The sequence below is a fragment of the Candidatus Methylopumilus turicensis genome (genome assembly GCF_000953015.1).
GTDB classification, from domain to species: Bacteria; Pseudomonadota; Gammaproteobacteria; order Burkholderiales; family Methylophilaceae; genus Methylopumilus_A; species Methylopumilus_A turicensis.
The window spans coordinates 1,564,096-1,587,498 of sequence record NZ_LN794158.1 but is presented as its reverse complement, the minus strand read 5'-3'; the positions used below and the strand labels follow the sequence as shown (position 1 = coordinate 1,587,498).

31 protein-coding genes are annotated in these 23,403 nt (G+C 45.2%); 23 read left to right on the top strand and 8 right to left on the bottom strand.

What is annotated here, in order from left to right; all coding sequences use genetic code 11:
* Positions 1-4: 4 nt before the first annotated feature.
* Positions 5-850 (bottom strand): peptide chain release factor N(5)-glutamine methyltransferase, encoded by an 846-nt coding sequence (prmC, locus tag BN1209_RS08015; protein ID WP_045751707.1) that lies wholly within the window; start codon positions 848-850, stop codon positions 5-7.
* Entirely contained in the window at positions 850-2,055 is a 1,206-nt protein-coding gene (locus tag BN1209_RS08010; RefSeq protein WP_082048470.1) for a class I SAM-dependent methyltransferase, read from the bottom strand. The genes prmC and BN1209_RS08010 overlap by 1 nt, the downstream gene beginning before the upstream one ends.
* Before the next feature lie 87 nt (positions 2,056-2,142).
* Here BN1209_RS08010 and BN1209_RS08005 point away from each other — a divergent pair, with 87 nt between their 5' ends.
* Complete coding sequence (locus tag BN1209_RS08005) at positions 2,143-3,516, top strand: tetratricopeptide repeat protein (RefSeq protein WP_052661133.1); 1,374 nt, start codon at positions 2,143-2,145, stop codon at positions 3,514-3,516.
* Here the strand turns inward: BN1209_RS08005 and BN1209_RS08000 are convergent.
* The 5 genes from BN1209_RS08000 to BN1209_RS07980 form a co-directional block, all read right to left on the bottom strand.
* Entirely contained in the window at positions 3,502-3,711 is a 210-nt protein-coding gene (locus BN1209_RS08000) for a BrnA antitoxin family protein (RefSeq protein ID WP_045751706.1), read from the bottom strand. The genes BN1209_RS08005 and BN1209_RS08000 overlap by 15 nt on opposite strands.
* Before the next feature lie 10 nt (positions 3,712-3,721).
* Positions 3,722-4,003, bottom strand: a complete 282-nt coding sequence (locus BN1209_RS07995; RefSeq protein WP_045751705.1) for a BrnT family toxin — start codon at positions 4,001-4,003, stop codon at positions 3,722-3,724.
* A gap of 37 nt (positions 4,004-4,040) precedes the next feature.
* Complete coding sequence (locus BN1209_RS07990; protein ID WP_045751704.1) at positions 4,041-4,301, bottom strand: hypothetical protein; 261 nt, start codon at positions 4,299-4,301, stop codon at positions 4,041-4,043.
* Between the two features lie 80 nt (positions 4,302-4,381).
* Positions 4,382-5,335, bottom strand: coding sequence for a porin (locus tag BN1209_RS07985; RefSeq protein ID WP_231855129.1), 954 nt, complete (start codon positions 5,333-5,335; stop codon positions 4,382-4,384).
* A 270-nt stretch (positions 5,336-5,605) separates the two neighbouring features.
* Entirely contained in the window at positions 5,606-6,817 is a 1,212-nt protein-coding gene (locus BN1209_RS07980; RefSeq protein ID WP_052661132.1) for a tyrosine-type recombinase/integrase, read from the bottom strand.
* A gap of 253 nt (positions 6,818-7,070) precedes the next feature.
* On the opposite strand from BN1209_RS07980, the gene BN1209_RS08935 reads away from it, so the two are divergent.
* From BN1209_RS08935 to xerD, 22 genes are all read left to right on the top strand, one after another.
* A complete protein-coding gene (locus tag BN1209_RS08935) occupies positions 7,071-8,156 on the top strand; it encodes a YybH family protein (protein WP_052661131.1) in 1,086 nt (361 codons plus the stop codon).
* Positions 8,157-8,192: 36 nt separating this feature from the next.
* Complete coding sequence (locus BN1209_RS07970; RefSeq protein WP_045751702.1) at positions 8,193-8,612, top strand: secondary thiamine-phosphate synthase enzyme YjbQ; 420 nt, start codon at positions 8,193-8,195, stop codon at positions 8,610-8,612.
* Between the two features lie 137 nt (positions 8,613-8,749).
* On the top strand, positions 8,750-9,667 hold the full coding sequence (locus BN1209_RS07965; protein ID WP_045751701.1) for a DMT family transporter: 918 nt from the start codon (positions 8,750-8,752) through the stop codon (positions 9,665-9,667).
* Positions 9,668-9,740: 73 nt separating this feature from the next.
* The gene (locus BN1209_RS07960) at positions 9,741-10,466 is read left to right on the top strand and encodes a YebC/PmpR family DNA-binding transcriptional regulator (RefSeq protein ID WP_045751700.1); all 726 of its coding nucleotides are present in this window, start codon (positions 9,741-9,743) and stop codon (positions 10,464-10,466) included.
* 20 nt (positions 10,467-10,486) lie between these two features.
* The gene (gene ruvC, locus BN1209_RS07955) at positions 10,487-11,032 is read left to right on the top strand and encodes a crossover junction endodeoxyribonuclease RuvC (RefSeq protein WP_045752073.1); all 546 of its coding nucleotides are present in this window, start codon (positions 10,487-10,489) and stop codon (positions 11,030-11,032) included.
* Positions 11,029-11,607, top strand: coding sequence for a Holliday junction branch migration protein RuvA (gene ruvA / locus BN1209_RS07950; RefSeq protein ID WP_045751699.1), 579 nt, complete (start codon positions 11,029-11,031; stop codon positions 11,605-11,607). Before ruvC ends, ruvA begins: the two co-directional genes overlap by 4 nt.
* Positions 11,604-12,650 (top strand): Holliday junction branch migration DNA helicase RuvB, encoded by a 1,047-nt coding sequence (gene ruvB / locus BN1209_RS07945; RefSeq protein WP_045751698.1) that lies wholly within the window; start codon positions 11,604-11,606, stop codon positions 12,648-12,650. The genes ruvA and ruvB overlap by 4 nt, the downstream gene beginning before the upstream one ends.
* Positions 12,651-12,661: 11 nt before the next feature.
* Positions 12,662-13,057 carry a tol-pal system-associated acyl-CoA thioesterase gene (gene ybgC, locus BN1209_RS07940; RefSeq protein ID WP_045751697.1) on the top strand — a complete coding sequence of 132 codons (396 nt, stop codon included), beginning with the start codon at positions 12,662-12,664 and terminating at the stop codon, positions 13,055-13,057.
* Positions 13,058-13,090: 33 nt separating this feature from the next.
* The gene (tolQ, locus tag BN1209_RS07935; RefSeq protein ID WP_231855128.1) at positions 13,091-13,783 is read left to right on the top strand and encodes a protein TolQ; all 693 of its coding nucleotides are present in this window, start codon (positions 13,091-13,093) and stop codon (positions 13,781-13,783) included.
* A gap of 2 nt (positions 13,784-13,785) precedes the next feature.
* Positions 13,786-14,181, top strand: a complete 396-nt coding sequence (locus BN1209_RS07930; protein WP_045751696.1) for a biopolymer transporter ExbD — start codon at positions 13,786-13,788, stop codon at positions 14,179-14,181.
* Positions 14,182-14,187: 6 nt separating this feature from the next.
* Positions 14,188-15,024 carry a cell envelope integrity protein TolA gene (tolA, locus tag BN1209_RS07925; protein ID WP_045751695.1) on the top strand — a complete coding sequence of 279 codons (837 nt, stop codon included), beginning with the start codon at positions 14,188-14,190 and terminating at the stop codon, positions 15,022-15,024.
* 17 nt (positions 15,025-15,041) lie between these two features.
* On the top strand, positions 15,042-16,325 hold the full coding sequence (gene tolB / locus BN1209_RS07920) for a Tol-Pal system beta propeller repeat protein TolB (RefSeq protein ID WP_045751694.1): 1,284 nt from the start codon (positions 15,042-15,044) through the stop codon (positions 16,323-16,325).
* A gap of 80 nt (positions 16,326-16,405) precedes the next feature.
* The gene (locus BN1209_RS07915) at positions 16,406-16,939 is read left to right on the top strand and encodes an OmpA family protein (RefSeq protein ID WP_420885813.1); all 534 of its coding nucleotides are present in this window, start codon (positions 16,406-16,408) and stop codon (positions 16,937-16,939) included.
* A 5-nt stretch (positions 16,940-16,944) separates the two neighbouring features.
* The gene (ybgF, locus tag BN1209_RS07910; protein WP_045751692.1) at positions 16,945-17,799 is read left to right on the top strand and encodes a tol-pal system protein YbgF; all 855 of its coding nucleotides are present in this window, start codon (positions 16,945-16,947) and stop codon (positions 17,797-17,799) included.
* 35 nt (positions 17,800-17,834) lie between these two features.
* Positions 17,835-18,473 carry a 7-carboxy-7-deazaguanine synthase QueE gene (gene queE / locus BN1209_RS07905; RefSeq protein WP_045751691.1) on the top strand — a complete coding sequence of 213 codons (639 nt, stop codon included), beginning with the start codon at positions 17,835-17,837 and terminating at the stop codon, positions 18,471-18,473.
* Positions 18,474-18,476: 3 nt separating this feature from the next.
* Positions 18,477-19,154, top strand: a complete 678-nt coding sequence (gene queC, locus BN1209_RS07900; RefSeq protein WP_045751690.1) for a 7-cyano-7-deazaguanine synthase QueC — start codon at positions 18,477-18,479, stop codon at positions 19,152-19,154.
* A 110-nt stretch (positions 19,155-19,264) separates the two neighbouring features.
* A complete protein-coding gene (gene rpsP / locus BN1209_RS07895; RefSeq protein ID WP_045751689.1) occupies positions 19,265-19,759 on the top strand; it encodes a 30S ribosomal protein S16 in 495 nt (164 codons plus the stop codon).
* A gap of 60 nt (positions 19,760-19,819) precedes the next feature.
* Positions 19,820-20,353 carry a ribosome maturation factor RimM gene (rimM, locus tag BN1209_RS09140; RefSeq protein ID WP_045751688.1) on the top strand — a complete coding sequence of 178 codons (534 nt, stop codon included), beginning with the start codon at positions 19,820-19,822 and terminating at the stop codon, positions 20,351-20,353.
* A gap of 36 nt (positions 20,354-20,389) precedes the next feature.
* Positions 20,390-21,148: a tRNA (guanosine(37)-N1)-methyltransferase TrmD gene (gene trmD, locus BN1209_RS09135; RefSeq protein ID WP_231855168.1), complete on the top strand. Its 759-nt coding sequence runs from the start codon at positions 20,390-20,392 to the stop codon at positions 21,146-21,148.
* Between the two features lie 13 nt (positions 21,149-21,161).
* Positions 21,162-21,557 carry a 50S ribosomal protein L19 gene (gene rplS / locus BN1209_RS07880; RefSeq protein WP_045751686.1) on the top strand — a complete coding sequence of 132 codons (396 nt, stop codon included), beginning with the start codon at positions 21,162-21,164 and terminating at the stop codon, positions 21,555-21,557.
* 102 nt (positions 21,558-21,659) lie between these two features.
* On the top strand, positions 21,660-22,136 hold the full coding sequence (locus tag BN1209_RS07875) for a methylated-DNA--[protein]-cysteine S-methyltransferase (RefSeq protein ID WP_045751685.1): 477 nt from the start codon (positions 21,660-21,662) through the stop codon (positions 22,134-22,136).
* Positions 22,123-23,034, top strand: a complete 912-nt coding sequence (xerD, locus tag BN1209_RS07870) for a site-specific tyrosine recombinase XerD (RefSeq protein ID WP_045751684.1) — start codon at positions 22,123-22,125, stop codon at positions 23,032-23,034. Before BN1209_RS07875 ends, xerD begins: the two co-directional genes overlap by 14 nt.
* On the opposite strand, the gene BN1209_RS07865 is transcribed toward xerD, so the two are convergent.
* Positions 23,031-23,390, bottom strand: coding sequence for a dihydroneopterin aldolase (locus BN1209_RS07865; RefSeq protein WP_045752071.1), 360 nt, complete (start codon positions 23,388-23,390; stop codon positions 23,031-23,033). The two genes, xerD and BN1209_RS07865, sit on opposite strands and share 4 nt — an antisense overlap.
* Positions 23,391-23,403: the final 13 nt, after the last annotated feature.

The window sequence follows — 23,403 nt, the reverse complement described above, 5'->3', positions numbered from 1 at the left end:
GGCGCTAAATTGCGCCAAATGTGACGCGCTGCGTGCCCGCGATGTCCCTTGCATGGTCTATTTGGCTAAAACCTCGTGCTTTTAATAATGCTGCAACTGCATCCGCTTGGTCGTAGCCATGCTCCAACATGAGCCAGCCATTTGGATTGAGATATTCAGGCGCGTCTTGAATGATTTTTCGAATGTCGTCTAAACCATCCACGCCAGAAGCCAGCGCCGATAATGGCTCAAAACGTAAATCGCCTAGTTTTAGATGTTCATCATCTTGGGCGATGTAAGGCGGATTGCTCACAATCACATCAAATTTTTCACTTACTAGCGCTGAAAACCAATTGCTCTCAATCAAGTGAACATTGGATAAATTTAAGCTTTGCGCATTTTCAATCGCCACTTTTAGTGCCTCAAGTGAGGCATCAACTGCAATTACTTTTGTTTGCGGAAGCTGGCTGGCAATCGCCAAAGCCACTGCACCTGTCCCAGTGCCTAAATCCAGAATATTAAGGCTGACATTTTGTGGAATTTTTGCTAAAGCTGCTTCCACCAAAGTTTCAGTATCTGGCCTAGGGATAAGCGTTGCGGGGGTGGTTTTAAGTGGCAAACCATAAAACTCGCGTGAGCCTAGGATATAAGCAATCGGCTCACCGTTTAAGCGGCGTTGCACCAATGCTTCAAAACCCGCTTGCTGATTGGCTTCCAGGGCATCGGTTTCGTGGCCAATCAGCCAAGCGCGGTTCACATTCAACACTTGCTGGCAGAGTAAATTTGCCTCAAAGCTGGCTTCTGTTGGTTCCAGCTCAAGCGTGTTTTGGATTGATTGTGCCGCTTGACGCAGGGCATCACCAATTTGCATTAGCAAATTCTCACCACCACTTGTTTGGTAAAGAAGCTAAACGCTAAGTATTCATATTTCCAACCGTAAGTTTTAAGCGCTTCTTGAAAGGCTTTGTATTCATCTTCACGCCAATGTTGATTGCCGATATATTCATCAAAAATAATCACTGTGCCTTTGACGATTCTTGGCGCAAGCAAATCCAAAACCGTTTTGGTTGAGCTATAAATATCGCAATCAATATTAATTAAACGTGCTTGCTCGGTATTGGTTTTTAAGAATTCTGGCAAAGTCGCATCAAACCAACCCGCATGTAAATGAATATTGCTAGGCACTTTTGGGATCACGCCACGGGTGGAATAACTACCTTTCCCTTCGTCGTGCCAATCTTCGGGAATGCCTTCAAAGCTATCAAAACCATGGACATCTTGTTTGGCGAGCGTGGCTAATTGGCGAGTTGAGTTGGCATGACGCACCCCAAATTCCAACACTGCGCCTTTCACTTTGGATGCTTTGGTCGCAAGCTCAAAAGTGGCGTGTATGCTGCCTGTGACAGGTGGCAATTTGTCTTTAATGGCGCCTTTGAAATACTGCCAGGCATCTAATCGAGATTTGATTAAGGCATCACCATGTTGGATTTTTTCAAACTCGGCTTCAGCGGCTTTGGTGTTGCCTTGGTAATCTTGCAACATGCCCAACATAAAAATGGCATCCGCATCTTGTGGATTTAATTGAATCACCGCTTCAAGGCTAGCAATGGATGGCGCTAGATTTTTAGCATCAATTAAAGCGGCATGTAAGTTGTAATGGGCGTCTAAATAACGAGGCTCAAGGGCAATGGCTTTGCGATAAGCGGCAATTGCTAAATCGAGCTTACCTTGCTCATGATAAGCAAAGCCTAAATTAGCAATGTATTGGGGCTTGGTGGCATCGCGTTTCACCACGTTGGATAAATGCGTGACAGCTGCTTCAATATCACCATCTTTCAGCGCAATTAAGCCCAATAAATGCACCGCATCAATTTGTGCCGGCACCGCCTGGATGATTTGCTGACAAATGCTTTTTGCCTGTTCAAAACGTTGTGCTTCAAAGTTTACCCATGCCGTACGCAAGCCTTGCATCAAGGCTTGTGGGCTTACTGTCTGCGCCGGTTTGCTGGCACAACATTGCTTAAATTTTTTGCCACTCCCACAAGCACACGGGTCGTTACGGCCTTGTTTAGTCATTGCTTATTCACGATTACGAAAACATTGCATAGTATAACCGCATGCTAAAATTTAGGATGCTGTAAATAACCGATTGAATTGCAAAAAATGAGCGCAAAAAAACCACCATTTAACCCTGACCAACTCTATCAGCGTGCATTAAGCTTGCACCATGCTGGCAAACTTACTGATGCTGAAGGCTTGTATAAAACCCTGTTAAGTTATTTCCCCAACCAGGTGGAAATATTAACGACTTTAGGCATTGTGCTATTGCAACAAGGCCGCTCTGAAGCTGGTTTTCAGCAGCTGAAAAAATCACTCAGCCTTAATCCCAAGCAGCCTGCCGCGCTTTACAACATGGCCGTGGAATTGCAAAAACTTACACGTTTGGATGAAGCATTGGCTTGCTACAATCAAACACTCAGGCTCAATCCGAATGATATTAATGCGCTGATTAATCGCGGCAATACCCTCAAGGATTTGAAACAATATCAAGAAGCCATCGACAGCTTTGAACGCGCATTAGCGCTTCAGCCGAATATTCCGTCTGCCCATTGGAATAAAGCATTGACTCACATTTTTTTGGGTGAGTATGAAAAAGGCTGGAAAGAGTACGAGTGGGGCTGGCAATGTGGTGAACGTGGCAAGCCAAGACAATATAGCCAACCCACATGGCTAGGTGCAGAGCCTATCGCTGGCAAAACAATCCTTATTCACCCAGAGCAAGGTTTTGGCGATTTAATCCAATTTTGTCGCTATGTGACTATGCTAGAAAAGTTAGGCGCAAAAGTGATGTTGGAAGCGCCAGCTTCACTGGTGGAATTAATGGCAAGTTTGTCGCCAACTGTTAGTGTGATTAAAGAAGGTGACGCATTACCAGCTTTTGATATGGTTTGCCCTGTGATGAGCTTGCCTTTAGCACTCAAAACAAGCCTAGAAACGATCCCAGCAAGCACGCCTTACCTCACTGTGAGCGATGCCAAAAAACAATACTGGCAGGCTAAGTTAGGCCAAAAAACCAAACCACGCATCGGCATTGTGTGGTCAGGCTCGATGACCAATCAAATCGATAACAATCTCTGCGCGAGACGTAACATTCCACTAGCGCAACTCAAGCCCTTATTCGACTTGCCGTTTGAATTTCATGTGTTACAAAAAGACATTCGGCCTGAAGATCAGCCTACATTAGAAAACCTAGCCCAACTTCATTGCCACCAAGAGGAATTAAACGACTTTGCGGATACCGCCGCCATTATTCAAGAAATGGACTTAGTGATTTCGGTATGCACTTCTGTTGCGCATTTGGCTGGCGCTTTAGGCCATCAAACTTGGGTGCTGTTGCCTTACTCAGCGGATTATCGCTGGATGACCAATGAAAACGACAGCCCTTGGTATCCAAGTGTTCAATTAATCCGAAGTGAAAAAATTGGTGACTGGTCAGAGGTTGTTCATCAAGTGAGGATGAAGTTACTTCCAGCTTAAATTGAGTTTCCGATGGGTAGCCGCGCAGTCTCGCAAATACAAATTAATTAAACTTTGGTATGGAATACCCACCTCTTCCGAAACCGCCTTGAAGTAAGACACAGAATCTTCATCCAGGCGGATGGTAATTGGCTTCTTAAGCTTAGCAGCGTATGGGTTCTTTTTTGCTTTTGAAAAGTCGTATTCTTCACGCATGATATTCACCTTAGTCGTATGCTTTTGTTTCGTTAGTGGTTGCTTTACGGGCGGATATTATTCGAATAACATTGCCCTTACTGCGATAGCAATGGCAGACAATCAACACTCGAAGGCCGCTACTAAGACCCAATAAAATTAACCGATCTTCGTTTGCAGAATGGTCAGGATCGCCAATCAATTTTGCATGCTCATCAAAAAAGACTGTGCGAGCTTCCTCAAAAGAGACGCCGTGCTTATTAATATTAGCGGCAGCTTTAAGCGTATCCCATTCAAACTTTATTGAATCCATATGTACATTGTAAGTACGTATTATTTTATTAGCAACACTATTTATTACACTGAAACACTAGCTCGCGTTTACCACCTACAGGGCTTTGGTTGCGTTCTTTTTGCGCATAGCCATTTGGGCAGGTTTGTTTTGCGCGGTCAAAACAATTAGGCCAGTCTTCTACAGCACCATTACACGTGGCTTTGTAAATCTTATTTTTATAGTCTAGGGTTTGCACTGGCTGTGCAGCGCCTTGTGGATTTGAGAGGCTAGAACAAGCAGATAAAGTAAGAGTTAGTAATGCAGCTAATAATTTCATAGTGATACCTTTTGTATTGAGCAATAAAAAACGGCACCCTAAGGTGCCGTTTTAACTTAAGTCTAACTAAGAATTAAATCCTAGAAGAATAAGATAGCACCTAGAGAGATAGTGTCGTTCTCTGTTTTCTTAACAGCTGAGCCAGTTGCAGCGTTGTTCTTGATTTCTTGCTGTGTGTATTCAGCAACCAAGTTCAAGCTCTTTGTCAACGGGTGGTAAGCACCAACGATCCATGATTCATTTTCAATATCGAATGATGTACCGTTAGCTGCTTTTGAGTTAGAAACACCCCATGAAGCACCCAATTTAGTACCGATAGTTGGAACAGCGAATGTTGCTTGAACATAGCCGCCGCTATCTTTAGACTTCTGACCGTTAGCGTTGAATAGACCACCAAGAACAGTTTGACCATCTAAGCCTTCACCATCATAGTAGTAACCAACTACAGAAGCACCAGCGTATGAAGCTTTAGCACCAACGTCGAAACCACGTGATGTATAGTTGTTTGTGCCTTCAGATTTTTGTGTAATACCAGAAACCCAAACACGGCCAGTTACATCATTAGCTGCGAAATCATAAGTTGCCTTAGCTTCATAGCCTAAGTTGTCTTTATTGTATGCAGAACCTGGACGGAAGTTTTCAACTACAGCACCAGTAACTTGGAAACCATTAAAGATAGGTGAAGCATATTGAATTTGACCTTTCCAGTCAGCGTAGATGTAACCAGAACCGATACGGCCTAGTGTAGATGAACCACCTGCTGGGCCACCAACACCAACGCCTAACAATGTCATGTCTGACAAGATCGCATCAGAACCGAACACGCCTAGGTCACGACCAGCTTTGATAGTACCCCATGAAGCATCACCGAATGACAAGAATGCTTGACGAATGTTCAATGTGTTGTTACCAGCTGCGCCGTAACCTGCAACACCGTTTTCACCTGATGATGTACCAGTGAAGAATGAGAATTGGAACGCAATGTCCAAATCATTTTGACGTGTTTTAGCGCCAATACCAAAAGCAGCTGGCAATAGACCAGTACCGATAGTGTTTGCATCAGCTGCATCAGCTGAAACACCAGCTGCTGTAGTTGTTTTTGATTGTACATTTGTGTAGTAAGCGTTAACGTTACCACCGATGTCAACAGTCCAATCACCAGCTGGGATTGTGATACCAGCGTTAGCTGCAGATGAGAATGCTACTAAAGCACCAGCAGCTGTAATGAAGACATCATCTAATTGATTTCTATATGAAATACTAAAAAAATAATAGTAGTCTAGCTACCGCTGTCAAATAAAAAATTATTTCGATATTTGATGTAAATAGTCGCTCCACCACTCCATCATTTCCATACGTTCCTCCATATATTCGGCGCGGTTGTAGGCTCTGCGCACTTGGTTACCATCAATGTGGGCGAGTTGTCTTTCAATCACATCGGCTCTAAATTCTCGTTCATTTAATACCGTGCTGGCGATGGCGCGAAAGCCATGCGCGGTCATTTGGTTTTTGTAGCCCATCCAGTAAAGCGCTTCGATGAGCGCGTTGTCACGGATTGGTTTACTTGGGTCGCCGTTGTGAAATAAATATTCGTCGCTAGGAAATTTTTCTTTTAGTTCGTGTAGCACTGAAAGCGCTTCTTTTGAGAGGGGTACTGTATGTTCAACCCGCATTTTCATTCGCTCTGCGGGTATCTTCCAAAGTTTGGCGTTTAAATCAAACTCAGTCCATTTGGCATATAGCAATTCGCTTTTGCGTACAAAGGTCATGGCCAGTAGCTTTAAGGCTAGGCGCACTTTTTCTTCATTGGGTTTGCTGTATTGTTCAATGTCGCGCATGAGCTTGGGTAGCTTTTCTAGCGATACGGCTTTTTGCGGCGTGACGGAATGCGGGAGTAAAACCACGGTAAGGCCATCGGTAATATTACGCTTGCAAAAGCCCGAGGCCATGGCAAAGCGCCATATTTGGCTGCAATCATTCAGCACTCTTTTGGCTAAATCAAATGCACCGCGTTCTTCCACCTTTTTAATAATCGCGAGCACGTCGGCGGTGGTAATTTTTTGGATATTACGTTTGCCGATGAGCGGAATCACATTGTTTTTTAAGCGCCGCTCTACTTCTATCTTGTGACGAGGCGTCCAAAGCGGGGCCTTGCGTTTCAGCCATTCTTGAATAATTTGTTGCACCTGTAAGTGTTCAGTGAGGTTGTGCGGCTTCTCTAAGGTGACGGCAAACTCGTGGTCTTTCAGGTGATAAGCATGTTGATACTTTTTGAGGATCAACATTTCATAAAACTGAATGGCACGCTTGTAGGCTTCTTTTTTGTCCATCGTTTTACAACTGTGCCGATAGGTGGTGCCTTGGTCGTAATAACTCGCTTGCCAATAAGGTGAGGCGTTGTTGATATAGACTTTTAATTTAGTGGGGTAGCCTGGAACGGAGGTAATGGTTCCAGGAATGGCAGCGGTTTTGTGCCTTGGTTCTTGAGTGACAATATCAATAAATTTATTCAACATTGATGAATAATACACAAGAGTAATATTGGCTAACTATATATTTTATATACCAAAAACGCAATGATTGCCATAGTCTAAACACCGCTCTTCTACTTTTATACTATTTAACAAATTGAATGAGTTCAATTTTATAGATAATTGCAGATGCCCTTAACAGCATAAAAACGCATCATTTAAGTTTTGAGAAGATTGAGTCGCTTTTAGCTATAATCTAATTTTGGTGATAAAAACTCTATAAATGATAAGGCTCGTGATGCAAAAACGATTAATCAATACCGCAAATGCTGGCATGTTAATACTAGGTGGATTACTTGCTGGCTGTAGCACCGTTAAAGATTTAACCAACGTGGATTTGGCCGGCATGAAAGTTTGGCCTTTTGGTAATAATGATGTGCCACGTGTTTATCAGCCAGCGAATTCCGTGCCTTATCTATGTGAGGGCAATAAAAAGTTTTTTGTACGCATGCTAGACAACGGCGCTTCTGCATGGCTGATTTTGCCTGAGCGTGAAGTGTTATTGGCACAGTCTGGCGCAAGCAAAGTCTATACAAATGGCATTAGCAAATTAGATTTGAGCAGCGACGATGTGAGCTTGGTGATCAATGAGACCACAAAGTATGTGGGTTGTAAGGCGAATTCAGCCGCCAAGGTTTCTAAAGTCACGCCAAGTCCTTCAGCGGCGGTCGCTAAAAAAGAAGCGACACCTAAAGCAGAAGCCAAAGAAGCTGCTGAGAAAAGCTGGTTAGGTAAGCTCAAGTTTTGGGAAAGCGATCCGCAACCACAAGCTGCGCCAACCGCACCAGTGGTTAACGTGGTTGAGCCGGTTAAGGTAGCAGAGCCAGCACCCGTGCCGGCTCCGGTTAAAGAAGCCGTGCCTGTGGTCCCCGAAGCCGTTGTCGTTCAGGATGTTGCACCGCCAACCTTGCCGGAAAAAGAATTAGTCGCCAAAGAAGATGTGCAGCAAGAGGTGGCACAAGCGGATACAAAACAGACAGATCAAGCGGCAGTGCTCAGCACCTTGGATGCCTGGGCGAGTGCCTGGCGTAGCAAAAATACCGATGCTTATTTAAGTTTTTACTCAGCAAACTTTAAGCCAGAAGGCATGAGCCAAAAAGCGTGGATCGCGCAACGTAAACAACGTCTTGGATCTAATCCTGCTGAAATTTCCTTGGTGTTAGAGAACGTGAAAGTTGGTGCGGATGCTAATAAGGCTGAGGTGAGCTTTGTGCAGCGTTATACCAGCGGCAAGGTCAGCGATACTGTGGTGAAAGTATTGCGCTTTGAGAATGAAAATGGCCATTGGTTTATTGTGAAAGAGACTTCACAGGCTAAAAAGTAAGCATCAGACGGCAAAGCTATCAATAAGATAAACATCATGAAAAGCTATCGTAAAGAACTTTGGTTTAATCCACCGACTCGTGTGGCCTTGATTAATATCACCCACCAGATTAATGAATGCTTGCGTGAAAGCGGTGTGCGTGAGGGCTTGGTGTTGGTGAATGCCATGCACATTACGGCGAGTGTGTTTATTAACGATGATGAGTCAGGTTTGCATCACGATTATAAAGAATGGCTAGAACGTCTTGCGCCACATGAGCCTATTCGCAATTATCGCCATAACGATACGGGAGAAGATAACGCAGATGCCCACATGAAACGCCAGATTATGGGTCGTGAGGTAGTGGTGGCGATCACCGAGGGTCGCTTAGACTTTGGCCCTTGGGAGCAGATTTTTTATGGTGAATTTGATGGTCGCCGCAAAAAACGCGTGTTGGTTAAGATTATTGGTGAGTAATGTCAGATTCATTCAAAAGGCGCTAATCTCTATCAGGGCTAGCGCCTTTTTTTATTAGATGCAGCGCTAAAACAGCAACAAATTTTGTTAATACAATCGAGTATTTCTTAACGGACGAATCACTAAAGGGTGAGTCAATGAGTGCATCAAAATCAACAACCTTAAAAGCCTTTGGCGCGTTGGTGTTGTTATCACTCTTGTGGGGCTATAACTGGGTGGTGATGAAATACGCGCTGCTTGATGCAGGGCCGTTTCAATTTGGCGCACTTCGTACTTTCTTGGGCGCTTTATGCCTGATGGGTGTTTTGGTCGTATTCAAAAAACCATTGCGCCCAAGAGAGCTACCCACGTTGATTTTACTTGGGATACTCCAAACCTGCGGTTTTACCGGTTTGATTATTTGGGCGCTGGTGCATGGTGGTGCGGGTAAAACGGCAGTGCTGACTTACACCATGCCATTTTGGGTGATGGTGCTTGCTTGGCCTCTGTTGGGTGAAAAAATACGGGGGATGCAGTGGGTGGCGGTTTTTGCTTCGCTGTTAGGTCTCGTGCTTATTTTTGATCCACTACATTTAGGCAGTGATGTGTTCAGTATGTCATTAGCAGTAATGGCCGGGGTATTTTGGGCGCTAGCGGTGATTTTGGCCAAAAAGCTACATCATCGTGTACCAGATTTAGATTTGGTGTCATTGACCGCATGGCAAATGTTGTTCGGCTCGTTGCCTTTAGTGGTGGTGGCATTTTGGGTGGAAGCGCCACCGATTGATTGGTCGCCAAGATTGTTTGCAGCCATCGGATTTAATGCGATTTTATGTAATGCACTGGCTTGGTTGCTTTGGCTTTACGCATTGCAAAGACTTGCTGCTGGCGTTGCAAGCATGACGTCAATGTTAGCCCCACTCATTGGGGTGCTAGCTGCTTGGGTTCAGTTGGGCGAAGAACCATCTATATCAGAGATTTTTGGTATGGGGTTTATCGGGCTCGCGTTGGTGGTAATTTCTGTTCATGCGATGCAAGCGAAAGAAGAAATAGAACCAGCCATGGGTCAGGATTGATGCTTTCAAGATTAAAAAGCCTGAGCGCTTTATGCTAAAATTGCTTTATTTTTCAGCAATTGAGGGTTAGGTCATGGCAGGGCATTCCAAGTGGGCCAATATTCAGCATCGTAAAGGTCGTCAAGATGCTAAGCGTGGCAAAATTTTTACGCGTCTCATTAAAGAAATTACCGTCGCGGCGCGTATGGGTGGCGCTGATGCGAGCACCAATCCCCGTTTACGGATGGCAGTGGAAAAAGCTAAAGGCGAATCCATGCCAAAAGACAATATTGAAAATGCGATTAAGCGCGGTGCCGGCACCCTGGAAGGTGTGAACTACGAAGAAATTCGTTACGAAGGTTATGGCATTAGCGGCGCAGCGGTCATTGTCGATTGCTTAACGGATAATCGAAATCGTGCTGTTGCGGATGTGCGTCATGCTTTTACGAAATTTGGGGGTAATTTAGGCACTGATGGTTCTGTGGCCTTTATGTTTAAGCATTGCGGTAGCTTATTATTTGCACCAGGCACTAATGAAGATAAAGTCATGGAAGTTGCGCTAGAAGCGGGTGCTGAAGACATTATCAATAATGATGATGGCAGTATTGAAGTGATGACCACGCCAGCGGATTTTTCTGTAGTCAAAGAAGCATTGGAAGCGGCGGGTTTAGAGGCAGTGCTTGCTGAAGTCACCATGAAGGCAGATAACGAAACAGTGTTTACTGGCGATGATGCGGTAAAAATGCAGAAGCTACTTGATGCGCTTGATGATTTGGATGATGTGCAAGAGGTTTACACTTCAGCGGTAATCGAAGAGTAGTGAGTTTGCATCACGCCCCAGTGAATGTCGTCAGAATATTGGGCATAGACCCAGGCCTGCGACTCACTGGTTTTGGTGTGATAGAAAAAATAGGCGATAAAATCACCTACATCGCGAGCGGCACCATTAAAACTGCCAGCGCAAAAACAGAAGATAGAGAAGAGTTGCCAGCGAGGTTAAAAATCATTATCGATGGTTTATTTGAGGTGATTGATACTTACAAGCCGAACGAGGTTGCCATCGAAAAAGTGTTTGTGAATGTGAATCCTCAATCAACTTTGCTTTTGGGCCAAGCCCGAGGTGCTGCAATTAGCGCGGCAGTCATAAGAAATTTAAGTGTGGCGGAATATACGGCGCTACAAGTCAAACAAGCGGTGGTCGGTAACGGTCACGCCGCAAAGGAGCAAGTCCAAGAAATGGTCAAACGTCTGCTCACACTTCCTGCAACACCTAAACCCGATTCTGCTGATGCGCTTGCATGCGCGATTGCGCATGCGCATGGCGGTCAGGGTATGGGTAAGCTTGCCACCGCTGGCTACCGTGTAAAAGGAGGTAGGCTCGTATGATTGCTCGCTTAAAAGGGATATTGCTTGAAAAAACGCCGCCGCATGTGGTGATCGATTGCAATGGTGTGGGTTATGAATGTGAAGTGCCAATGAGCACTTTTTATAACTTACCTAATATTGGTGAAACGCTCACCTTGCTGACCCATTTTGTCGTGCGTGAAGATGCGCAGTTATTGTATGGCTTTGGCACGGAGCGTGAGCGAGCAACATTCAGACAATTGCTTAAAGTGAATGGCATTGGTGCAAAATCTGCACTTTCAATCTTAAGTGGTTTGTCCGTTGAGGATTTAATTCAAGCGATTGCTTTGCAAGAAACAGGCTTGCTAACGCGCGTGCCTGGCGTGGGTAAAAAAACAGCAGAGCGTTTGTTGCTCGAGCTTAAAGATAAATTCTCGGTTGAGGGGCTGACTGGCAATGTTAATGCTCCCAAATCAGCTGCTAGCGATGTGCTTAACGCACTCGTTTCTTTGGGCTACAACGAAAAAGAAGCCTTGCTTGCCGTGAAACAATTAGCGCCTGATGTGGGCGTTTCTGAAGGTATCAAACTTGCCCTAAAGGCATTGTCTAAATCATGATTGAAACCGATCGTCTTATTGCCGCTGAGCCCTTAACCCAGCAAGAAGAAACGCTGGAAAGAGCGCTTCGCCCTAAAGCACTCGATGAGTATGTCGGCCAGGAAAAAGCGCGCGGTCAGCTAGAAATCTTTATCAATGCGGCACGTGGCCGCAGTGAGCCTTTGGATCATGTCTTGTTATTTGGCCCGCCAGGTTTAGGTAAAACAACCCTGGCACACATCATCGCAAAAGAGATGGGTGTGAATATGCGCCAAACGTCAGGCCCAGTGCTTGAACGTGCTGGCGACTTAGCGGCACTACTCACAAATCTTGAGCCTAACGATGTTTTATTTATTGATGAAATTCACCGTTTATCGCCAGTTGTTGAAGAGATTTTGTATCCGGCGATGGAAGATTACCGTTTAGATATTATGATTGGTGAAGGGCCTGCTGCCCGCTCAGTGCGTCTGGATTTGCCGCCTTTCACGCTAGTGGGTGCTACCACACGTGCAGGTATGTTGACGAATCCTTTGCGTGATCGTTTCGGCATTGTGTCGCGTTTAGAGTTTTATACTTCAGAAGAATTGGCACGGATTGTTGATCGCTCAGCTGGGCTTTTAGAAGTCGCGATGCAGGGCGATGGCGCGCTTGAAATTGCCAAGCGTTCACGCGGCACACCACGTATCGCCAACCGATTATTGCGCCGCGTGCGTGATTACGCACAAGTAAAATCTGATGGGGTTGTGACCTCAGAGATTGCCGATGCTGCACTCAAGATGTTGGATGTGGACCATCTTGGTTTTGATGTGATGGACAGAAAACTCTTACTTGCTGTGCTCGAAAAATTTGGTGGCGGCCCTGTGGGTTTAGATAACTTGGCGGCGGCCATCGGTGAAGAGCGCGATACGATTGAAGATGTGCTTGAGCCTTATTTGATTCAGCAAGGATATTTGATGCGCACTCCGCGTGGCCGTGTTGCCACCCAACAAGCTTATCAACATTTCGGCCTTCCAATTCCTAAGGCGCTAGCAACGGGTGAGTTGTGGGCGGCGGAAGACGTTTAGAAAAGACGAAGATGAAATTTGATTGGCCTGTACAAGTTTATTGGGAAGATACCGATGCAGGTGGTGTGGTGTATCACAGCCAATATCTTAATTTTATGGAACGTGCGCGTACCGAGTTTTTGCGTAGTCTCGGTTTAATGCAAACAGCGCTTAGGGATGATTTGGGTGTTTTGTTTGTGGTGCGCAATATTCAAATTCGCTTTAAAAAGCCAGCTAATTTTGATGATGCGCTCAATGTAAATACTCAGCTTTTAAAGGTGGGTCGTAGCTTGCTTGAGTTTGAGCAAAACATATATCGCGGCGATGAACATTTAATTGCTGCCAAGGTCGATGTGGTTTGTATCGGCGCCGATAGCTTTAAGCCTGTGAGCATTCCAAGCCAAATGATGTCTTTGTTAACGCTTTAGCATTTAGATTTAATTAATAGAAATAGTGGAGAAATGATGACTGAATTGCCAGTAAACGCAGCCGCAGATATGTCTTTGACGACGCTCATTACGGGCGCTAGTTTGCCAGTACAGATGGTGATGGCAATTTTGCTGATTGTGTCTATCGTTTCATGGTGGTACATCTTTATTAAAGTGATGACCATTGGCCGCGCAGAAAAAGAAGCAGAAAGTTTTGAACATACTTTTTGGACCGGTGGTGACTTGAATAAGCTCTATGATGGCTTGTCTGCAGGCCGCAATAAACCGCATGGGATGTCGAGCATTTTCGAGGCAGGGTTTAAAGAGTTTGTGCGCTTGAAAAAACAGCCGGGCTTGGAAGTGAGTGATTTAATGGAAGGCTCGCGCCGTGCCATGCGCGCTGCTTATAACCGCGAAATGGATGATTTGGATTCTCATCTTCCTTACCTTGCCTCTGTTGGTTCAGTAAGCCCATATATTGGTTTATTTGGCACGGTCTGGGGCATCATGAACGCTTTCCGCGGTTTGGCGAATATGGCGCAAGCCACCTTAGCGCATGTTGCGCCAGGCATCGCAGAAGCGTTAATTGCAACGGCAATTGGCCTATTTGCAGCGATTCCTGCGGTGATTGCTTATAACCGCTTTTCATCTTCTGTCGATCGACTAGCTGTGAGATATGAAAGCTTTATAGAAGAGTTCACTAATATCTTGCAACGTAAGAGTTAAGCATGGCGCGCCTTCGTAAACGCAGAGCAATGAACCAGATTAACGTCGTGCCTTATATCGACGTGACTTTGGTGTTGCTGGTCATTTTTATGGTGACTGCACCGATGACCAATCCGGGTGTGGTTGAGTTACCTAAAGTGGGTGCTGAAGTGCTCAAGCAGCAAACCGCGCCTGTGGTGATTACAGTCATGGCGGATGGCAAAGTGCTATTTCAAGAAAAGAAAATGAGTAATGACCAACTATTATTTGAAATTAAAAACCAAGTAACAAAAGAGCCGGACCGCGCTTTTGTGATTAGTGCGGATAAAAAAGTAGGCTATGAGCAGGTGGTTGAAGTGCTCGCTTTGCTCAAAAAATCGGGCGCGAAAGCTGGCTTATTATTGAATCCAGCGAATTAAAAATACATGTTCCGTCAGCATGAAAAAGAGGTGGTTTGGCAAGCTGGTGCTTTTACAGCGCTGGTGCATGGCCTTCTGTTTGCATTGTTTTTGGTCTCGTTTCAGTGGAAGACGGTTCAGCCCATGAATATTGCTCAGGTTGAACTTTGGGACAGTGTGCCTAGCCCGAAAGCAGAACCAACGCCCGCGCCTCCCGATGATCCAACCCCAACACCTGAACCCCCTAAAGTATTGGAGCCAATCAAGCCTGAGCCCAAAGTTGAGGCTGAAGTAAAAGAAACATCGAAAGCTGAAATTCAAACTAAAAAAACGCCGGTTCTACCACCAAAGATTGAAACACCAAAACCTGAGCTAGTGAAACCTAAAGAATTGCCAAAAGAGCCGATCAAGCCTGAGAAAACAAAGGCGGATGCAGAGGCGCTCAAAAAACTACAGCAATCCTTGTTGGCGGAAGACGCGCAATCTCAAAAGCGTGAGCCAAGCAAACCAGAGGCAAGTCAGTCAGGCTCCAAGACTGCACAAATTGCACAGGCTGGGTCTGCGAACGCAGGCGAAGTCGATAAATATAAGAGCCTCATCAGTAGCAAAATTAAGCAGCATGTCAACAAACAGCTTTGTGGAAATGATAAGGCGATGAAAGTCAGTTTTACGATCGCGCTGATGCCCACGGGTGAAGTGATGGGGAGACCAAAATTGATTAAAGAAAGTGGGATGTCTTCATGCGATGATGCTGTAGAACGTGCGATTTTGGAATCACAGCCATTGCCTGTTCCAAGTTCTGCGGATTTATTCAGCCAGTTTCGTGAGTTAAATTTAGTATTCCGACCTAATGACACCAACTAATTTGGTAGAATCACGCCATGTTTAAAAATAAATTTTATTTGATACTATTTTTACTTTTGCCAATCATCGCGAAGGCGGAGCTGACCGTCGAAGTTGTGGGCGGAGCTGCCCAGCAAATTCCAATTGCGATTGTGCCTTTTTCTGCTCAAGCTGCGCCGACGCAAGTCGCTCAGGATAATATCAGCCCGGTGATTGGCGCAGACCTTCGCTTAAGCGGCTTGTTTCGCGTGCTTGAAACGCGCGGTGTTGCTAGTCAACCGCATACCTTATCGGAAGTAAAATACAGTGACTGGACCAGTATTCAAGCCCAAGCGTTAACGATTGGCACGGTGGAAAGCTTGCCCGGCAATCGTTTAAAAGTGTCGTTCCGGCTGCTTGATGTACTCAAACAAAATCAATTGTTAGCGATGGAATTTAATATTACGCCTGCCCAGCAACGTGCAACAGCGCACAGAATCGCCGACATGATTTATGAGAAGCTGACGGGTGAGAAAGGGGTGTTTGCAACCCGTATTACCTATGTGAATAAAGAAAATGGCCGTTACTCATTGCAGGTGGCGGATGCTGACGGTTTTAATCCACAAACGGTTGTTTCTTCCAAAGAGCCCCTTATTTCCCCATCATGGTCGCCAGACGGCACGAAGTTGGCTTACGTATCATTTGAAAAGAAAAAGCCTGTGATTTTTGTGCAGTCGCTCATCTCTGGACAACGAATTGTCCTGGCTAATTTTAAAGGCAACAATAGCGCACCATCATGGTCACCCGACGGAACAAAGCTAGCAATCGTGCTGACTTACAGTGCTAACTCACAAATTTATGTGATCAATGCAGATGGCACTGGATTGCAACAAGTTTCATTTAGTAACGGTATTGATACCGAGCCTGAGTGGTCTCCAGATGGCGCATTTATTTACTTCACTTCGAACCGAGGCGGTGGCCCACAAATTTATCGTATGCCGGCAGCCGGTGGCGATGCAAAACGTGTGACGTTTGAAGGTTCTTATAATGTGAGTCCGCACCTGTCAACCGATGGTAAGTTACTGACGTTTATTAAGCAGACACCAGCAGGATTTAAGGTGGCAGTGCAAGACTTGGCCACAGGTCAAGTCCAGACACTGAGTGATACTACTCAAGATGAATCGCCGAGCTTTGCGCCAAACGGGAGAATGATTCTTTATGCAACCAGCATCGGCGGCAAAGGTTCTCTTGCGGCAGTATCAGTCGACGGCCGAGTTAAGCAACGATTAAAAGATACTGGTGGTGATGTGCGTGAGCCCTCCTGGGGCAGCTCACAGAATTAACTGTCTAAATACATTTGTTGGACATTGAAAAGATTTTTGTAGTTTTATTTAGGAGAAAGATGATGAAGAAAAGTATATTAATGAGCGTGTTATTGGCAGCAACACTGGCTGCATGTTCAAACAACGCAGTTAAAAATAAACCGGCAGCGCCAGTTGTAGAAAGCAGCAAATCTAGTCAAACGAGTCAACCAAGTGCTCCAGCTAAAGACGAAAGTGCTTCTACAGCATCGGCAGTTCAAACTGAAATGTCTGTTAATCCTTTAAAAGATCCAAACAACATTCTTTCTAAACGCAGTGTTTATTTTGATTTCGATAAAGATGAAGTCAAAGCTGAGTTCCGTCCTCTTGTGGAAGCGCATGCGAAGTATTTGGTTGCTAATCCAAACGCCAAAGTGATTTTCCAAGGCAATGCGGATGCACGTGGTTCACGTGAATACAACTTGTCATTGGGCCAACGTCGTTCAGTGGCTGTTAAAAAAGCTGTGAATGTGTTGGGTGCACAAGATAAGCAAATCGAAACTGTGAGCTATGGCGAAGAAAAAGCGAAAGAGTGCAAAGACGAAACTTGTTACCAACAAGACCGTCGTGTTGATATCGTTTACGAAAACGAATAATCAATATGCGTAAACTGATTCTGATAAGCGTTTATTTATTGAGTGTGTCGCCATTCGCGCATGCAGCTTTGTTTGATGACAAAGAAGCACGGCAGCAGATTGTCGATTTACAACAAAAAACAGAGGCCCAGAATCAGGCTACGCAAACGGCACTTGATGCCTTAAAAAAATCTCAGCAGGCCTTGGAACAGCGCATTCTTTCTATTGAGAATGTGATTAAAAGCCAAGGTCTGATGGATTTATTGAGTCAAATTGATCGACTGAATGAAGAGTTAAATAAAGTAAAAGGCGAGTTGGAAGTCGCGCAACATCATATCGATGTTGCGCAACAGCGCCAAAAAGATTTATATGCAGACACCGATGGTCGTTTGCGTAAATTAGAAGCTGGCAACAGTCCAGCGACGAATACAGCAACAGAAATCAAAGAGCCGCAAGCGCAAATTAATAGTACCAATACAACGCCAGCTGAAAGCAGTCCAGAATCGAAAGCGTTCGAGGGTGCACAAGCCCTTCTTCAAGCAGGTAAATATAAAGAAGCGTTTGATGCATTTGATAAGTTTTTACAAGGCTATGCGAATAGCAAGCAAGTCCCCAATGCTCAATATGGTTTGGGTTATGCGCAGTTTTCTTTGAAAAACTACAAAGCCGCCATTGCAACGCAACAAAAGTTAATCGCGCAGTTTCCTGATAGCGCAAAGGTGCCTGACGCAAAATTCAATATTGCAAATTGCCAAATTCAGCTTTCTGATATCGAGGGCGCCAAAAAATCGCTACGCGAGTTAATTGCGCAACATCCATCTAGCGATTTGATTCCAAACGCAAAGCGTCGATTAGCGGTATTGGAATCCATCAAAAAATAAACTGACCGGCTTTATATAAAGCCTCTTAATCAACTATGTCTCTGCGTATCTTCGAAATTTTTCATTCCTTACAAGGTGAGTCATCAAGAGTTGGCTTGCCAACAGTCTTTGTGCGCCTCACGGGCTGCCCTTTGCGTTGCGGTTACTGCGATACAGAGTATGCGTTTCACGGGGGCGCTACACAGAGTTTTGAAGAGATTTTAGCTAAAGTCGCCAGTTATAAAGCGCAGTATGTTTGCGTCACTGGCGGTGAGCCCCTGGCGCAAAAAGGTTGTCATCAGCTCTTAAAGATGCTTTGTGATGCGGGCTATCAGGTTTCGATTGAAACCAGTGGAGCGATAGATATTAGCCAAGTCGATCAGCGTGTGTCTGTGATTATGGACATCAAAACGCCTGGCTCATGCGAAGCAAGCAAAAACCTTTGGAGTAATGTTGCAGCTTTGTCAGCAAAAGATGAAGTGAAGTTTGTGCTGGTGGATAGAGCTGATTACGATTGGGCGAAGCAGGTGATCGCTGATTATGATTTGAATAGCAAATGCCCCGTACTTTTTTCACCCGTTTACAAAACACTTCCACCAGATCAATTAGCGGCATGGGTATTGCAAGATCATTTACGGGTTCGTATGCAGGTGCAATTACATAAAGTGATTTGGGGCGAAAAGGCTGGTGTGTAGGCAATGAAAAAAGCGGTTGTTTTACTTTCAGGCGGATTGGATTCCGCGACAGTGTTGGCCATTGCTAAAAGCCAAGGCTATGAATGTTATTGCTTAAGCTTGGATTATCACCAACGCCATGTGGCTGAGCTGCAAGCAGCTGAACGTGTTGCAAATAAATTAGGGGCTAAAGCGCATAAAACGGTGCAATTAGATCTTTCCATGTTTGGCGGCTCTGCCCTTACCGACAACAATATTGATGTGCCAGAAACCCCAAGTGATGGCATTCCTGTGACCTATGTGCCAGCCCGCAATACCATTATGTTGTCATTAGCGCTGGCTTGGGCTGAGACCTTGGCTGCGCAAGATATTTTTATTGGGGTGAATGCACTAGATTATTCTGGCTATCCTGATTGCCGCCAAGAGTACGTGGCCGCGTTTCAGCGGATGGCCAACTTAGCCACCAAAAGCGCAGTTGAGGGCAAAACCATTACAGTGCATGCGCCGCTGATTGACATGACCAAAGCACAAATTATTCAATGTGGCCATTCTTTAGGGTTTGATTATGGGATGACGGTTTCTTGTTATCAGGCTGATGCTGATGGACGTGCATGCGGCTTGTGTGATTCCTGCCGATTCCGAAAAGATGGCTTTTCTGGCGCAGGATTACCTGATCCAACACACTACCAACAGCCGGCTTAGTAAAGGCAATCAGATAAATTTGCAAATACCGCATATTTACCTTGCCAAAGCATTCGAAAATAACGTAAAATCCGCCCCTTTCTGTAAAAACGATTAGAGAACAAAATATTATGGTAATCATTCGACTAGCCCGCGGTGGCGCGAAGAAGACCCCTTTCTACAGCGTAGTAGTTGCAGATTCACGTAATCGTCGCGACGGCCGCTTTATTGAGCGTGTTGGCTTCTACAACCCATCAGCTAAAGAAGGCCAAGAAGGTCTTCGCTTAGATACAGCACGTATCAGTCATTGGCAAAGCAATGGCGCGCAATTATCTGATTGTGTAGCTCGCTTGGTTAAAGACAATGCTAAAGGCCCAGAATTCATGGCCGCTAAGAAAGCAAAAGACGCTGCTAAAGTTGCAAATGCTAAAGCTGCTGCTGAAGCTAAATTAGTTGCTGCTGCAAAAGAAGCTGCTGCTGCTAAGAAAGCTGAAGAAGAGGCTGCTGCAAAAGAAGCGGCTGAAGCTGCTGCTGCCGCACCTGCTGTAGAAGAAGTTGCTGCTGAAGAGCCAGCTGCAGAAGCTGTCGCTGAAGAAGCTGCTCCTGAGGCATCTGACGCTGAATAATTCTTAAGGCTACCTGTGTAGCCTTAATGAAGCGTCGTTGTAAAACAATCAGTGAGTAATATGGTAGTCATGGGGCGCATCGTCGCCCCTTATGGCATTTTTGGATGGCTAAAAGTGCAAACTAGCACAGAGTCTATCGATAGCCTGCTGGATTACCCTGATTGGTGGTTGGGAAGAGATGATAACTCTACTCAGCCAGGTATCAAGAATTCGCCTTGGCAAAAGTATTTGGTTGAAACAGCAAAAGTGCATAACGATACTTTGTTGGTCAAACTAAAAGGCGTCAATGACCGAGATGCCGCACTCGCTTTGAAGAGTAAACATGTGGCTGTGCCCCGTGAAGAATTTCCAGAAGCGGATGAAGGTGAGTACTACTGGTCAGATTTAATTGGGTTGAGTGTCACTAATCAACAAGGCATTGCGCTTGGATTAGTAAGCGATGTGTTTGAAACGGGTGCGAATGACGTGATTGTCGTTAAAGACCCGAAGGATGGCAAAGAGCGTTTACTGCCTTTTGTTGATCAAACGATTTTAGATGTAAGCATTGCAGAAAAAACGATGTCGGTCGATTGGCCTATAGAGTGGGATGAGTAAGTGATCCAGTTTGATATCGTCACTCTGTTTCCACCAATGTTTGACGCGATTAGTCAGCATGGGATTACTGCAAGAGCAATAGAGAATAAGTTATATAGTTTGTCGTTGTGGAATCCTAGGGATTACACAACAGACAATCATCGTACGGTTGATGATAGACCATACGGCGGTGGCCCTGGCATGGTGATGTTGGCGGAGCCTTTAGAACAGGCAATACAAGCTGCTAAAGCAAGACAAGTGGCAGCTGGCGTAGCAAAGCCTAAGGTGATTCATATGTCACCAAGTGGTAAGCCCCTCACGCATGAGATTGTGATGGACTTGATTGCCGACTTAGAGTTTGCCGAGCAAGGATTGGTAGTGCTAGCTAGTCGATATGAGGGAGTGGATCAGCGATTGTTAGATCGTCTGGTCGATGCGGAATACTCGATTGGTGATTATGTGTTGTCTGGCGGTGAGTTGCCAGCGATGGTGTTAATGGATGCGATTGTTAGACAATTGCCTGGCGCATTAGGGGATGCCGATTCTGCGATAGAAGATTCATTCGTAGACGGTTTGCTGGATTGCCCGCATTTCACTAGGCCTGAAGAATATGCCGGTGTAAAAGTGCCGGATGTATTGACCTCAGGTAACCATGCAAAGATTAAACAGTGGCGCTTAAAAATGTCATTGAAAAGAACTCGGGATCAACGTCCCGATTTATTGGCCGTAAGGTCGTTGTCAAAAGAGGAATCTCGGCTGCTAGCAGAGCTTGATATTGAGCTTAATGAAAAGCAGGAACAAGATTCGCATAACTAGAAGGAGCACGAAAGTGGCAAATATTATTGAAATGTTAGAAAAGGAAGAGATTGCGCGTTTAGGCAAAACGATTCCTAGCTTTGCACCAGGTGACACAGTTGTGGTTGGTGTAAACGTTGTTGAAGGTACACGTAAACGTGTGCAGGCTTACGAAGGTGTTGTGATCGCTATTCGCAACCGTGGCCTTAACTCTTCATTCATCGTACGTAAAATTTCATCAGGTGAAGGTGTGGAACGTACATTCCAAACTTACTCACCATTGATTGCAAGCATCGAAGTAAAACGCCGCGGTGATGTTCGCCGTAGCAAACTTTACTACTTGCGTGAGCGTTCAGGTAAATCTGCACGTATTAAAGAGAAATTGCAAGCACGTGACCGTGAGGTGATGGCGCCGGAAGCAGCAGAATAAGCTAAGCTTTATTATTCAAAGCTTCAAAATTAAAAGCCTCAGACGAAAGTCTGGGGCTTTTTTATTATCTATATTTTTATAAATTAGGCTAATATAAAGCGCATGGTTAAGCCGAGTATTCAATATCACGATGTAGTTATCAATGCACCATTCGGCGGGGTTGGCATTCATATTGAAAGTGATTGTGTCGTTGGTATTCAGCTGTTTCCTATCCAGCAAGGTGCGCCTGAGACTTCTCACCAATTTGCACAACACATAGCACATCAAATCAGCCAGTATTTTATGCAAGCAGACTCAACATTAGATATTCCTTATGCGGTTTCAGGAACCCCATTTCAAAAACGTGTTTGGAAGGCCATTTCTGCTATTCCTGTTGGAGAAGTGCTGACATATTCAGAGCTGGCTGAAAAAATTGGTTCGGGACCACGCGCAGTTGCGAATGCTTGCGGCGCCAATAGCTTACCCTTGCTTATTCCTTGTCACCGCGTGGTGGCTAAAAATGGATTAGGTGGTTTTATGCAGGGTGTGGATGGTGGGCTAAAAATTAAATCATGGTTGTTGGCACATGAATCAAAATAACTTATCAATAAATAATCAGGCCATTTTGGATGAGTTCATCGACAGGATATGGCTGGAGGAAGGTTTAGCCCGCAATACATTAGATAGCTATCGCCAAGATTTAGCACAGTTTGCTGTTTGGTTAGAAAAGGATGCAGCTAAGGATTTGTTGCAGGTTGAACAGTTTGATATTCAGCGATATTTGGCGTTTAGGTTCCCTGTGAGCAAGCCGCGCAGTATTAGTCGTTTAATTGCGAGTTTGCGACGTCTTTATCGTTTTGCTTTGCGAGAAAATAAAATCGCACAAGACCCAAGCTTACAAATTGAGTCACCCAAGTTGCCACGCTCACTCCCGAAAAGTCTAAGTGAAGAGGATGTTGAGTCTTTGCTCGGTGCGCCGAATTTAGATGACCCCATTGGCTTGCGAGATCGGGCAATGCTTGAGCTCCTGTATGCAAGTGGTTTGCGTGTCTCAGAATTGGTTGGCGTAAAAGTGACAGAAGTGAGTCTTTCTGAAGGCGTAGTTCGCGTCACGGGTAAGGGCAGTAAAACTCGTCTTGTGCCTATGGGCGAAGTGGCCGTTGATTGGCTGACACGTTACTTAAAAGAGGCTCGCCCAACCATTTTAGAAAAGCGTCTCAGTGATAGCATGTTTGTAACGCAGCGCGGCGCCGCTATGACGCGGCAGGCTTTTTGGTATTTGATTAAACGATATGCTTTGGTAGCCGGCATCCATAAACCGATGTCACCTCACGTGTTGCGACACGCTTTTGCAACGCATCTATTGAATCACGGGGCGGACCTTCGTGTGGTACAGATGTTATTGGGCCACTCGGATATTTCGACGACGCAAATTTATACCCATGTGGCGAGAGAACGATTGAAGCAGTTACACACAGCACACCATCCGCGCGGTTAAGCTGATTTACTTCCTCGCTCAATCACCACGCCAAGCGACTTCACGCCAGGTAAGATACCAGGCTTTGCCACTTTAATCTTAACCCAAGGGGCTTTGAATTCTGTGATGATGAGTTGGCAAAGATGCTCTGCGAGCGCCTCGACCAATTTAAAACTTTTTTCATTCAAAGTATCACGTAAGCGAGCAACCACAAGGCCATAATCAATGGTGTCAGCGATTTCATCCGTGACACAGCTGGAGCTATTTGGCATGGCGATTTCAATATCTAGCACGATCGTCTGCGGCACCACGCGCTCCCATTCGGGTACGCCAAGTTTGGTCTGAATTTTGACTTCGCTTAAAAAAATGATGTCCATGCCGATCATGCCT